13 protein-coding genes are annotated in these 12,622 nt (G+C 48.3%); 2 read left to right on the top strand and 11 right to left on the bottom strand.

Annotated features, from left to right (window positions below):
* Positions 1-19: 19 nt before the first annotated feature.
* The 10 genes from rnc to MHB85_RS10925 form a co-directional block, all read right to left on the bottom strand.
* A complete protein-coding gene (gene rnc, locus MHB85_RS10970) occupies positions 20-724 on the bottom strand; it encodes a ribonuclease III (protein ID WP_036670338.1) in 705 nt (234 codons plus the stop codon).
* Positions 725-737: 13 nt separating this feature from the next.
* A complete protein-coding gene (gene fabF / locus MHB85_RS10965; protein WP_062833763.1) occupies positions 738-1,976 on the bottom strand; it encodes a beta-ketoacyl-ACP synthase II in 1,239 nt (412 codons plus the stop codon).
* A gap of 177 nt (positions 1,977-2,153) precedes the next feature.
* Positions 2,154-2,387 carry an acyl carrier protein gene (acpP, locus tag MHB85_RS10960; RefSeq protein ID WP_024630176.1) on the bottom strand — a complete coding sequence of 78 codons (234 nt, stop codon included), beginning with the start codon at positions 2,385-2,387 and terminating at the stop codon, positions 2,154-2,156.
* A gap of 152 nt (positions 2,388-2,539) precedes the next feature.
* Positions 2,540-3,289: a 3-oxoacyl-[acyl-carrier-protein] reductase gene (fabG, locus tag MHB85_RS10955; RefSeq protein ID WP_017689228.1), complete on the bottom strand. Its 750-nt coding sequence runs from the start codon at positions 3,287-3,289 to the stop codon at positions 2,540-2,542.
* A 37-nt stretch (positions 3,290-3,326) separates the two neighbouring features.
* Entirely contained in the window at positions 3,327-4,259 is a 933-nt protein-coding gene (fabD, locus tag MHB85_RS10950; protein ID WP_091017342.1) for an ACP S-malonyltransferase, read from the bottom strand.
* A 25-nt stretch (positions 4,260-4,284) separates the two neighbouring features.
* The gene (locus MHB85_RS10945) at positions 4,285-5,274 is read right to left on the bottom strand and encodes a beta-ketoacyl-ACP synthase III (RefSeq protein WP_036610885.1); all 990 of its coding nucleotides are present in this window, start codon (positions 5,272-5,274) and stop codon (positions 4,285-4,287) included.
* 8 nt (positions 5,275-5,282) lie between these two features.
* Positions 5,283-6,278 carry a phosphate acyltransferase PlsX gene (plsX, locus tag MHB85_RS10940; protein WP_017689231.1) on the bottom strand — a complete coding sequence of 332 codons (996 nt, stop codon included), beginning with the start codon at positions 6,276-6,278 and terminating at the stop codon, positions 5,283-5,285.
* Positions 6,275-6,823 carry a transcription factor FapR gene (gene fapR, locus MHB85_RS10935; protein ID WP_047842457.1) on the bottom strand — a complete coding sequence of 183 codons (549 nt, stop codon included), beginning with the start codon at positions 6,821-6,823 and terminating at the stop codon, positions 6,275-6,277. Before fapR ends, plsX begins: the two co-directional genes overlap by 4 nt.
* 372 nt (positions 6,824-7,195) lie before the next feature.
* Positions 7,196-7,369 carry a 50S ribosomal protein L32 gene (gene rpmF / locus MHB85_RS10930; protein ID WP_017689233.1) on the bottom strand — a complete coding sequence of 58 codons (174 nt, stop codon included), beginning with the start codon at positions 7,367-7,369 and terminating at the stop codon, positions 7,196-7,198.
* A gap of 67 nt (positions 7,370-7,436) precedes the next feature.
* Positions 7,437-7,943: a YceD family protein gene (locus MHB85_RS10925; RefSeq protein ID WP_341072910.1), complete on the bottom strand. Its 507-nt coding sequence runs from the start codon at positions 7,941-7,943 to the stop codon at positions 7,437-7,439.
* 463 nt (positions 7,944-8,406) lie between these two features.
* Here MHB85_RS10925 and hmpA point away from each other — a divergent pair, with 463 nt between their 5' ends.
* Positions 8,407-9,642 (top strand): NO-inducible flavohemoprotein, encoded by a 1,236-nt coding sequence (hmpA, locus tag MHB85_RS10920; RefSeq protein WP_091017343.1) that lies wholly within the window; start codon positions 8,407-8,409, stop codon positions 9,640-9,642.
* A 218-nt stretch (positions 9,643-9,860) separates the two neighbouring features.
* Positions 9,861-11,093: a nucleotidyltransferase gene (locus MHB85_RS10915; RefSeq protein WP_091017345.1), complete on the top strand. Its 1,233-nt coding sequence runs from the start codon at positions 9,861-9,863 to the stop codon at positions 11,091-11,093.
* Positions 11,094-11,430: 337 nt separating this feature from the next.
* Here the strand turns inward: MHB85_RS10915 and MHB85_RS10910 are convergent, their stop codons facing one another.
* Complete coding sequence (locus MHB85_RS10910) at positions 11,431-12,471, bottom strand: SepM family pheromone-processing serine protease (protein ID WP_091017346.1); 1,041 nt, start codon at positions 12,469-12,471, stop codon at positions 11,431-11,433.
* Positions 12,472-12,622 lie beyond the last annotated feature (151 nt).

Here is a 12,622-nt window from a genome sequence, read left to right as displayed (position 1 = left end):
TTTGTCTATGCGCTATCGGTTAAGCTCCGGCTTCCGGAAGCTTCAGTCGATCAAGTGCTGCAGATGCAGCCTGTTGTTCCGCTTCCTTTTTGGAACGTCCTGTACCTCTGCCAAGCCTTTCTTGACCCATATGGACCTCCGAGACAAACTCACGTTCATGGGCAGGTCCCCGTTCCTCAACGATACGGTATTCCAAAGCTCCCATATTGTGATGCTGAGTAAGTTCCTGCAGTTCCGTTTTGTAATCACTCATTTGCAGCTTGCTGCCCAATACGATTAATGGGAAGACATGCTGATCAAGAAATGTCCGAACAGGCGCAAGCCCCTGATCCAGATACAATGCACCAATGAAAGATTCAAACACATCTGCCAGCAGAGCCGGCCGTGTCCGTCCTCCAGTTAGTTCCTCACCTTTACCAAGAAGTACATACTGCCCAAAACCCAACGCTTCAGCAAATTTGACGAGGGAAGGCTCACAGACAATGGATGCCCGCAGCTTAGTTAATTCACCTTCCGGACGGTTAGGATACAAATGATACAAGTACTCCGATACAGTCAGTTCCAGCACGGCATCGCCCAGAAACTCCAGGCGCTCGTTGTCCTGATGCTGACTGAACCGGTGTTCGTTTACATAAGAAGCATGGGTAAACGCTTGTTTTAAAAGCTGCCTGTTGTCAAATTTGATTTGAAGTTTATGTTGTAACTGCTTCAGATCTTCACTCAAACGAACTAGCCCCTTATGCTTCAAATTTTTTGAGAATAATGGTGGCATTGTGACCGCCGAATCCAAATGAATTGGACATGGCAATATTAACTTTGGTTTGACGTGGAACATTTGGTACATAATCCAGATCACATTCCGGGTCCTGATTTTCCAGGTTAATCGTTGGAGCCAGTGTCTGATGTGTCAGTGACAATCCGCAGATAACCGCTTCTACACCACCAGCAGCGCCAAGCATGTGGCCCGTCATGGACTTAGTGGAACTCACGGCGAGCTTGTACGCATGATCACCAAACGCCTTTTTGATCGCAAGCGTTTCGGATCTGTCGCCTACAGGCGTCGAAGTTCCGTGTGCATTAATGTAGTCCACTTCTTCAGGCTCAATGCCCGCATTACGAAGTGCCATCTTCATGCAACGTGCCGCTCCGTCCGGATCTGGTTCTGTCATGTGATGTGCATCACCTGTCAGACCGTAACCGATCACTTCACCATAAATGCGTGCACCACGTTTTTGAGCATGCTCCAGGGATTCCAGGATCAGAACACCAGCGCCTTCGCCCATAACAAACCCATCACGTTCTGTATCAAAAGGACGGCTTGACTTCGCAGGATCATCATTACGTGTAGACATTGCGCGCATCGCACAGAACCCTGCAAGACCCGTTGGTCTGATTGTTGCTTCCGCACCACCACAGATCATGGCATCTGCATCACCATTGGCAATCAGCTTGAAGGAATCTCCGATGGAGTGTGTACCTGTTGCACAAGCGGTAACAACATTAATGTTAGGACCTTTGGCACCAAGGGAAATGGACATTTGGCCTGAAGCCATGTTGGAGATCATCATGGGAATAAAGAATGGGCTTACCCGTTTTGGACCTTTTTGCAACAATGCATTATGTTGGTCCTCCCACGTACCCAATCCACCAATACCTGATCCGATAGATACACCGAAACGCTCTGCATCAATATTCTCGTTAATTTTCAGACCACTGTCTTCAACGGCTTTGAAGCCGGCTGCCACAGCGAACTGTACAAAACGGTCCATTTTGCGAGCATCCTTGCGATCCATATATTCTTCCGGGTTGAAATCCTTGATCTCGGCTGCAATCTGTGTCGTGTATTCACTAACATCAAACGCCTCAATCTGAGAAATTCCGGACTTTCCTGCCATTAAACTGCCCCAGAACGTTTCCAAATCTTTTCCGAGCGATGTCATTACGCCCATTCCGGTAATTACTACTCTTTGTTTCAAACCGAGTCACCTCTATATCGACTGCATTACGCAAGTATTTTGTGGGAATATCCGCAAACAGACATCTATTCAACCAAGATAGGCCTGTTTGAGTAGAGCTGCTTGCGGAATGAGAAAAACCAATGAATGATGAGAAGTCCCGCCTGTTCGAAAACATGTGCGGGACTAAAAATGACTTTAGGTATGAGATTGTATGTAGTTTACAACTTCACCTACGGTCGTGATTTTTTCTGCATCTTCATCAGAGATTTCCAAATCAAATTCATCTTCCAATTCCATGACCAATTCCACTACATCCAAAGAATCAGCACCCAAATCTTCTTTGAAAGATGCTTCAAGTGTAACTTCAGCTTCGTCTGCGCCCAAGCGGTCGACGACGATGCGTTTTACACGCTCCAATACATCGGACATCCGGTTCACCTCCTTCTTTGGTATTATACGAGAATCGCAGGCAAAATGCCATAGAAGACATATGCGGCTCCCGGCCGGGGAACCCGGCCTTTTTCCGGCATTTCGGATCGTCCAGCGCCTGTTCCCCGACTATTGTTCAAGTCCGGGAAGAATTACATGTACATGCCACCATCGACATGCAACGTCTGCCCTGTCATATAAGATGAAGCCTGTGAAGCCAGGAACGTGACTACACCAGCGATTTCATCCGGCTGACCCAGACGGGACAACGGAATACCACTTAGCATACCGTCCACCAGCTCTTGGGACAACTCTTTTGTCATATCCGTCTCAATGAAACCTGGTGCAACACAGTTGACTGTGATTCCACGAGAAGCCAGTTCACGAGCAGATGCCTTTGTCAGGCCAATGACTCCTGCTTTGGCAGCAACATAGTTCGCTTGTCCAGCATTACCGAGCACACCTACAACCGAGGAGATATTGATAATTCTTCCCGACCGTTGTTTCATCATTGGACGTGTAACCGCCTTAAGGCAGTTAAACACACCTTTGAGATTGGTTTCAATAACCTGATCGAATTCTTCCTCTTTCATACGCATGATCAGATTATCACGGGTAATACCAGCATTGTTCACCAGAATATCAACGTTGCCCCATGCTTCGAGTGTAGCTTTGACCATTTGTTCAGCTTCATCCATCAGGCCAACATTGGCTTGAAGTGTAATCGCCTTGACTCCTTTGGCACGAATCGCTTCCGCCACTTCCTCAGCTGCCGCTTGGCTACCCGCATAATTCACAGCTACGTTCGCTCCAGCTTCTGCAAGTGCCAGTGCAATACTGCGTCCAATGCCCCGGGATGCCCCGGTAACGAGTGCATTTTTACCTTCTAATGGTTTAGACATAATCATTCCTCCTTTCCCCAAATCTAATCCCTGCTAATCACTTCAACGCACTTGTCGTTGCTTCGAGCGTTTCAAGACTGTTCACATTGTACAGTTTTACGGTTTTATCTGTTTTTTTAATCAAACCGGTCAATACACTGCCAGATCCAATCTCAATGAACGTATCCACGCCTTGCTCAATAAGCCATGTCACACTGTCTTCCCATAATACAGGAGAATAGACCTGAGCTGTCAACAAATCCTGAACCTGTCCATCCTCTGCAGGTCTTGCAGTCACATTAGCGACTACAGGGACCGCTGCCGGTGAGAACGTAACTGTTTTCAGTTTCTCTTCCAGCTTATCAGCTGCCCCCCTCATCAATGAAGAGTGGAACGGACCGCTTACTTCCAATGCAATAGCGCGTTTACCGCCTGCTTCTTTCACTCGTTCCGCGACAGCAGCTACGCCCTCCTTCACACCAGAAATGACGATTTGTCCCGGACAATTAATGTTGGCAAGTTCAACCGCATGACCACTTTCAGATACGTCACGGCAAAGCACCCCCAGCGCTTCCCGATCTGCACCCAACACAGCAGCCATCGCTCCTTGTCCACCCGGTACTGCCTGTTCCATATACTGACCACGTGCCCGCACAGTGCTCACTGCGTCAGCAAACGAAAGAACGCCCGCTGCCACCAGTGCACTGTATTCTCCCAGACTGTGTCCAGCCGTATAGTCAGGCTGAATTCCTTTTTCTTTGAAAGCTTCTAGCAAGGCAATACTTGCTGTCAACAGAGCCGGTTGTGTATTTGATGTCTGTTTCAACTCGGTCTCCGGTCCTTCAAATACAAGGGTGCTCAGCGAGAAACCCAATGTTTCATCTGCTGTGCGAAAAATCTCGGTTGCCGCAGGCACGGACTCATACGCGTCCTTGGCCATGCCTACAGCCTGTGATCCCTGTCCGGGAAATACAAATGCTATTTTACCCATCTCATTCATCTCCCAGATGTCTATTTTACCAAACGAGTACCGATGCACCCCATGTCAAACCGCCACCGAATCCAACCATCAGAACGGTATCTCCGGCTTTCATGCGACCTTCTTCTGCTGCTTCTACCAAAGCAAGCGGGATGGAAGCAGCCGATGTGTTTGCATACTTATCCACGTTGACTACAACCTTTTCTTCAGGAAGTTCAAGGCGTTGCATCGCAGATTGGATAATTCGAATATTCGCTTGGTGAGGAACAAACAGATCCACATCCGTACGCTCCATACCAGCCTTGCGTAATACCTCAATGGTAGCCGTCCCCATGACACGTACCGCAAACTTAAACACTTCACGACCGTTCATGTTGATGTAATGCTTTTTATTTTCAACGGTCTCTGCAGTAGCAGGCAGTCGGGAACCGCCGCCTTCCATCTGAAGAAGACTACCGCCAGCACCTTCGGCACCGAGATCGAACGCTTTGAATCCGCGACCTTCCGGAACTTCACCTACGACTACCGCGCCTGCTCCGTCCCCAAAGAGGACACATGTGTTACGATCTGTATAATCCGTAATACGAGACAAGCAGTCCGCTCCAATAACAAGTGCATTGTTGTACATACCGCTTTGGATGAAGCTCGTAGCACTAGCCAAACCGTATACAAATCCGGAACAAGCAGCCGACAGATCAAATGCCGCAGCACCTTTTGCACCCAATTTGTCCTGCAAAATGCAGGCTGTCGATGGGAACGAAGAATCCGGAGTAATCGTTGCAACAATGATCAGATCAAGATCACTGCCTGTCATGCCTGCAGATTCAAGGGCTTTAATAGCCGCCTCATATGCCAGATCAGAAGTTGCCTGATCGGGTGCAGCGATGTGACGCTCTTTGATTCCCGTACGACTGACGATCCACTCGTCATTGGTATCGACCATTTTCTCCAGATCGCTATTTGTCAAAATTTTCTCAGGCACATATTTCCCTGTACCAATAATCCCTACTGGGCGCAAATTATTCATATCGTCACTCACTTCCCGCTAATTTCCTTAGATATGCTCTCTACCAGCTGATTCTGCACTGCAATCCGAGCTTGGCGCACAGCATTTTTGATGGCATTGCCATCAGCAGATCCATGACTTTTCACAACCAGTCTGCTCAAACCGAGGAGTGGCGCTCCGCCATGCTCCGTATAATCCAGCTTTCGTTTCAACCCACGCAGCTCAGGCATTAGTACAGCTGCAGCCAGTTTACTTTTGAGAGAAGATGAAAATTGTTCCTTAAGCAAGGCGAAAATGGCACCTGCTGTGCCTTCCAGCGACTTCAGCAGGATATTCCCTGCAAAACCGTCACATACAAGCACATCACAAGCACCAGTCAGCACATCACGTGCCTCAACATTACCGACAAAACGAATTGGGAGTTGTTCAAGTAAAGGGTATGCATGTTTGGTTAACTCATTTCCCTTGCCTGGCTCTGTTCCTACATTAAGCAAGCCCACTCGCGGGGACTCAATGCCCTGTACTTTTTGCCGATACAAACTGCCCATCAGACCATATTGTGCAAGGTGCTCCGGTTTGGCATCCATATTCGCTCCAAGATCCAGCGCAAGCACACCTACATCATCAATCGTTGGAATCATAGGTGCAAGCGCCGGACGTTCAATGCCTTCCATGCGACCTACAACAAGCAAACCCGCTGTCATCAAAGCTCCAGTATTGCCCGCCGAGATCATCGCGTCCGCTTCGCCCTCTTTCAGCATGCGGCCTGCGACCACCATGGAGGCATCCTTTTTGCGACGCACTGCTTTGACGGGTTCATCATCCGAACCAATAACTTCGGAAGCATGCCGGACCGTAAGATTAGCAGGTCTCACACCTGACTGACTCAAAAGAGGCTCCAGCTTGGCTTCATCGCCGATCAGGACGATCTGTGTATCCGCCCATTCCGTGGCTGCGGCAATCGCACCTTCTACCGTTGATGCAGGTGCATTGTCACCTCCCATGGCATCAATGACGATTTTCATTCCAAATGACCTCCTTCTCCGCTGTCTTCTCCACCTGAATGGTAGATTACAAAGTTGCCTTGAAACACCATTTCTTCACCTACATAAGTGAATACTTCCACTTTGGCTTTGCCCTTTTGACCCGGAATCGATCTCACATAAGCCTTTGCAATACATTTCTCTCCCAAATGAACCGAACGGACAAAGCGAATGTCTGCTGATGCAGTCAACGCGATCTCGTCATTAATAATGGCTACAGCCAAGGAGTTAGCCTGTGCAAAGACATAGTGTCCGCGTGCAATCCCTGTTCTGGAAAACACGTGTTCTTCCTTAATCTCAAACAGGGAAATCCCGCTCTTATCCAGTTGCAGATCCACAATATCACCGATAATCTCATGCAAGGGCAACGAGCGTACCTGATCATACGAGAGCTCTGCCATCAGTTTCATCCGCTCCCGAAGTTCGGGTATTCCAAGTTCCAGCCTGTCAAGACGAATCGTCTGAATACTCACCTTCAATTGGCGTGTAAGTTCCTGATCCGTCACAAACGGGTTCTCTTCTATCATTTTGGTTAACTGCTGTTGCCTCTGTCTTTTCGGTACACGTTCGATGCCTGACACCCCCCGCTGTATCGTTTACGGAACCGTCCCGTCCGGCCAGTTCAACCATTCTTTCGTGTTGCTTCTATAGTTGCATCCCTGGTCACCAGGGTCGTTCTCAAACGGATTATGGTTCATCTATATGTAACGTCAAATCTTAGAACCTGGTACTAAACTATAGTATATCTCATCCCGTGTCAAAAAGAAAGACTGGCCTAACAAAAACAATTCACCCTTCTGGTGCAAGGATTTCATGCTTGTTAGCTCACTCTACCTGCACTCTCTAATCCAAAAAAAGTAGCACCTCATCGAAATGAAGTGCTACTTAATGTCAAACTATTATTGAGAGATGATCTCTCTTGCTTTGTACGTTCCGCACACTTTGCACACGTGGTGACTAAGTTTAAGTTCGCCACATTGTTCACATTTCACCATGCCCGGTACAGCCAATTTAAAGTGAGTGCGACGTTTGTCGCGACGCGTCTTGGACGTTCTCCGTTGAGGTACTGCCATTATTCCCACCTCCTTATCAAAATCAACCTTTGCAGGTAGTCTTAAAATGTTCGATTTTCAATCATGCTCATTTAAAAAAATCCTTGAGCCCTGCAAGCCGCGGATCGATAACCTCGTTATCACAACCACAGTCACCTTCGTTCAGCTCATGGCCACACTTAGGGCATAACCCTTTGCATGTATCGCTACATAGCGGTATAAACGGAAGATCCAGCAGAAAAGCTTCCTCGGCATAACCCTTCAGATCAACGCTATCTCCATCCACATAGAGCGTATCATCGTCTTCGTGTAATTCCTTTGGCTGTTTTCCCTGCTTGAATTGCTCATGAAAATCAATATGAAAATGTTCATTGATTGGCTTAAGACAACGGGAGCACAACATGTCCACTCCTGCAGTCAGCTTGCCATGAACATCCACAACGTCACCTTCTCTGAATTCTGCAGATAAGTCCGCAGTCAGCGGGGTAACGGCTGTGATATCTTGTCGGTTAGAAACCAGTTCCTTAATCTCCCACTGTTCGTTAAACTTCAGGGGACCATCACTGGTAGCCACTTTGCGAAATGGCATTAACATTTCCATCACTCCAAACGAAACCAATTTCATAATTCGTATCAAACGTTTCACGACAGTTATACAGGTCAAGCCTGCTTTTGTAAAGCAATAAATCCTGACTGTATGTATTCTGACGAATCTTCGTTAAAAGTATTATGAAATTGACTTAACAAACAAAAATCATTATACCGATTTTTCAAGACGTTTGTCAACACTTTTAACTTTACACCCTTTTTAAAAACACTGACCGCACAGACGTTTACTCCATCTGGTCTATTATAGACTCACTTCAAGATAAATCACAAGTCGTCATTTTAGTTGTAGTTCCTTGCAAACACCGGTCACATTTCGTTAACGTTTAGTGTGATCTATATCACACAGACCCGCTTGTCCCCTATCTATACTTGCTATAAACCGAAACACGATCAGCTCCATGACCGATTTATTATCCAACTATTTCATATCATATCGGGAGGGAAAATGTATGTTAAGCGAGCACACCATTAGAGTGATTAAATCTACAGTACCCGTACTTGAAGTCCACGGCGAAGCGATCACACGCCATTTCTATGAAACGATGTTCACAGCTCATCCGGAACTACTGAATATTTTCAATCACGCAAATCAGAAACAAGGACGACAGCAAGCCGCCCTCGCCAATATGGTATACACCGCTGCCCTGCATATCGATAATCTGTCCTCCATCCTGCCTGCCGTCCGGCAAGTTGCACATAAACATCGCAGCCTGGGTATCGTTCCCGAGCAATATGCGATTGTTGGCACCTATCTGCTTCAAGCCATCAAAGATGTACTTGGAGACGCGGCAACGGATGAAATTATCACGGCGTGGGGTGAAGCCTACAATGTCATTGCAGATGCCTTTATCGGGATCGAACAGAACATGTATACAGAAGCGGAAAACCAGACGGGTGGCTGGGAAGGGTTCCGTACCTTCAAGGTTGCCAAGAAAGTGCAGGAAAGTGAAGTCATCACGTCCTTTTACCTCGTTCCAGATGATAGTCAGCCCATTGCCAGTTATGAACCGGGACAATACATCAGTATCAAAATCAAACCAGAGGCACAGTCATTTACCCAGATTCGTCAGTATAGCCTTTCAGATACCCCGGGTAAACCCTACTATCGCATTTCCGTTAAACGTGAGCGAGGTGTATTAGAGCGCCCTGACGGAGTTATATCCACGTATCTCCACGATCACATTGAAGAAGGCAGTCTTGTGGAGCTATCCGCTCCTGCTGGCGACTTCACGCTGAATGCAGACGATAAACGGCCTGTTGTTCTCCTGAGTGGTGGTGTTGGCTTAACGCCCATGATCAGTATGTTAAATACGCTGGTTAACTTGAATGAAAATCGCACCATTACATTTTTGCATTCAAGTCCCAATGGTCAATCTCACGCGTTCCGTGATTATGTGGACAGTCTGGCCAAACGTAATCAGGGCGTTAAAGCTTATTATTGTTATACTCAACCTGAGGATGCTGATCGTGAAAATGAGTATTTTCATAAGGAAGGTTATATGGATGCCACCTGGCTTCGTCAAGTGATTGATGAACTGGATGCCACCTATTATCTGTGTGGGCCGGTTTCGTTCATGCGGGCAGTGTATACGGAACTTCAGGCACTCGGTGTTGCGACGGACAACATTCATTATGAATTTTTTGGGCCGAAAGCAAGTCTATCTCCCGCTCCGGAAAGTGTCTAAACGTGCTGATTTATTCAGATGAAGAAGCCGTTCTCCGATGATCGAAAAATCTGTAATATACAATAAATTTGCAGGCACAGTCTGACATCCGTTGATGTCGGATTTGTGCTTTTTCTTGTCTGAATAGGTGCATGATTTGATCTAATACATGTCATCCCCTATGATGGAATGGATGTTATACATACTCGGTTATCCAATTGAAAGGAGTACGTCTAATCATGAGAGCCGTAGGCGTCATTGTTGAATATAACCCCTTGCACAATGGGCATGTCTATCATTTGCAGGAAGCTCGGCGGCTAAGCGGCGCAAACGCAGTTGTCGCAGTTATGAGCGGCCCTTTTCTCCAGCGTGGCGAACCCGCCATCGTGGGTAAAAGGGCGCGCACCGAGATGGCGCTGCACGCAGGCGCGGATCTCGTGCTTGAACTGCCGGTTGCGTACGCGGTCCAACCGGCCGAGTGGTTTGCCTTCGGCGCGGTATCGCTGCTGCACCGCACCGGCGTTGTGGACTCGCTCTGCTTTGGCAGCGAGTCCGGCGACCTGGACAGCCTGCAGCGCATTGCGCGCGTGCTGGCTGTGGAGCCCGCAGGGATGCGCGAGGACATCGCGCGCCGCCTGCGGGAAGGCGCCAGCTACCCCGCCGCGTACGCAGGCGCGGCGGCAGCGCTGGCGCCCGGCGGCGTCGATGCTCACGACGCCGCTGCACTGCTGGAGCAGCCCAACAATTCGCTTGGGCTGCACTACCTGATCGCGCTGCAACGACTTGGCAGTGCGATCCAGCCCTTTACGGCGGCGCGTACCGGTGCCGAGTATCATGAGGCGACGCCCGGGCCGGGGGCGATCGCCAGTGCCACAGCCGTCCGCCGTCTGCTGATGGCGGACGGACCCAACGCCGCCGCGCCATACGTGCCGGCGGCAACCCTTGCCATTCTGCATCGCGAATGGCAGGAAGGGCGCGCTCCCATACACTGGGAGCGCTTTGCACAGCCGCTGTTGCACCTCGCGGCCACCCGCCGTGCCTCCGAGCTGGAACGCATCGCCGAAGTCACTGAAGGCCTGGAACACCGACTGAGCCGTGCACTCGCTCAGCTCCCGGAGCCTTCAGTCGAAGCACTCCTGAATGCACTGAAGACCAAACGATACACACGCACCAAACTCCAGCGTATGCTCGCCCACCTGCTCCTGAATCACACCAAAGCCGAGTGTTCACCAGAGCAATTGGCTGCCGGCCCCGGATATCTACGAGTCCTCGGATTTAATGCTCAAGGGCAGAGCCTGCTTAAACAAATGAAGAAGACTGCATCGCTTCCTGTTGTGCTGAAACCGTCGACGTTCACACACAATCAACTTGAACTGGATATACAAGCTCAGGTTGCGTATGGGCTCGCTTGCGAGCATAGGGACACACGCAAGATGTTCAGTGACTACTATGAGTCGCCTGTGAGACTGTAATCCGCTTTGGACCACAAAGCTTCATTTCCTAAGGAGCTTTATATTCCATCATCAAACAGGTCATTCATGTCGACTACTGAAAACTAAACTATACAATTAAAAAAATCCCCTTGCTGCGCGCCGCTCAGGCACCTCGCAACAAGGGGATTCCCTTATTCACTTCTCTAGTTCTCTTAAATTTTTTAGGTATCTCTACCCCTTTGAGTCTTGTAAATCTGTTAATCTTCTCAAATCTCTTGATCACACTTCATTCCACTGTAATCAATTATTCCGATTTCATCCATTCTTTATTCATGCGGTTCAACGTTGGCTCGATCTCTTCCGGCCCGATTATAACCTATGATTTCACGGACAAGGTTTTCAAATAAGCCAGCGCATCATCCACCGTGCTCACAGGCACAAGTTTCATTTTGGTGCCGATCTGTTCAGCCTTGGCTGCTGCTTCCTTATAGTTATCCTTAGGTACAAAGAAGATCTCCGCTTCTTTTCGATCAGCGGCTACTATCTTGTGTACTACACCACCAATGGCACCCACCACACCGTCCTTGGTAATGGTACCTGTACCCGCAATTCGATGCCCCTTGGTCAGATCTCCAGGAGTTAACTGGTTATAGATCTCCAACGTAAACATCAAGCCGGCAGACGGACCACCAACCTGAGTATCGGTGAAGGAGATCTGTTTGTCCGGATCTTCCGCTTTCACCTTCTGAACCGTACCAATCATTACTCCGAGTCCCGGGCGGATTTCACCTGTTTTATTGTCTTTTACCTGAATCAGTTTCACGTCCCGGCTAATGGTCTCTCCACCACGTTCCAGTTGCATTTCGACTGTATCTCCGACCTTTTTATCTTTTAACTGGGCAGAAAGCACCGTATTATCCGGCGTAGCTGTTCCATTCACTCCCAGAATAATATCGCCCGGAGCAATATCTCCTTCCGGTTTTGGGTCTTCGGACAGTCCAAATACAAAGATATGTTCAGGTACAATAGAGTAAGCCACATCAGCCTGCTCATATGCAGCCTCCATTGCGGAGGATTGTGAGTCACTCATGAACCATACCTGTTCGGCAGAGTATTCCGCTTCGCTTTTGCCGCGCAGTCGGTCTTCCTTTTTATCCACTTGAGCATTTTTATTGAACAGAGAGGTTCCTAGCAAAAACACATTGGCATATGTTGCCGACACGGTTGTCATCATGAACACACCGCGTTCTTCCTGGTCTCCACCCTTAACGGTTACCATTGGTTTTACTTCATCTGCACTGCCAGGCATATATATGATATACGGCGTTGGCATGTACACAGCAACATAGACGACCAGAGCCACCACGATCACAAAGATCGAAGCTCTGAATCCGCCAGATTTCCGAATCCGATTCATCACATGAGCCTCCGTTCTTTGTATCTCTATACAAGCCGAATTCTACACTAATCAGCGATCGTAATTCCACCTTGTGAATACTTCGATTCTCCGGTTGGATTCACGCTCTTTGTAATGCAGATACTCAGCTGATCTTGTTTAATCATTTTTT

It is taken from the genome of Paenibacillus sp. FSL K6-4396, from assembly GCF_038002525.1.
GTDB classification, from domain to species: domain Bacteria; phylum Bacillota; class Bacilli; order Paenibacillales; family Paenibacillaceae; genus Paenibacillus; species Paenibacillus amylolyticus_B.
Note: the sequence above shows the minus strand (reverse complement) of the source record. Positions and strands in the feature narration are given on the sequence as shown.

Coding starts and splice junctions, on each gene's coding strand:
- acpP (WP_024630176.1), bottom strand. CDS start 2,387: ATGTCCGATGTATTGGAGCGTGTAAAACGCATCGTCGTCGACCGCTTG.
- fabG (WP_017689228.1), bottom strand. CDS start 3,289: ATGTCTAAACCATTAGAAGGTAAAAATGCACTCGTTACCGGGGCATCC.
- fabD (WP_091017342.1), bottom strand. CDS start 4,259: ATGGGTAAAATAGCATTTGTATTTCCCGGACAGGGATCACAGGCTGTA.
- MHB85_RS10945 (WP_036610885.1), bottom strand. CDS start 5,274: ATGAATAATTTGCGCCCAGTAGGGATTATTGGTACAGGGAAATATGTG.
- plsX (WP_017689231.1), bottom strand. CDS start 6,278: ATGAAAATCGTCATTGATGCCATGGGAGGTGACAATGCACCTGCATCA.
- fapR (WP_047842457.1), bottom strand. CDS start 6,823: ATGATAGAAGAGAACCCGTTTGTGACGGATCAGGAACTTACACGCCAA.
- rpmF (WP_017689233.1), bottom strand. CDS start 7,369: ATGGCAGTACCTCAACGGAGAACGTCCAAGACGCGTCGCGACAAACGT.
- MHB85_RS10925 (WP_341072910.1), bottom strand. CDS start 7,943: ATGTTAATGCCATTTCGCAAAGTGGCTACCAGTGATGGTCCCCTGAAG.
- hmpA (WP_091017343.1), top strand. CDS start 8,407: ATGTTAAGCGAGCACACCATTAGAGTGATTAAATCTACAGTACCCGTA.
- MHB85_RS10915 (WP_091017345.1), top strand. CDS start 9,861: ATGAGAGCCGTAGGCGTCATTGTTGAATATAACCCCTTGCACAATGGG.
- MHB85_RS10910 (WP_091017346.1), bottom strand. CDS start 12,471: ATGAATCGGATTCGGAAATCTGGCGGATTCAGAGCTTCGATCTTTGTG.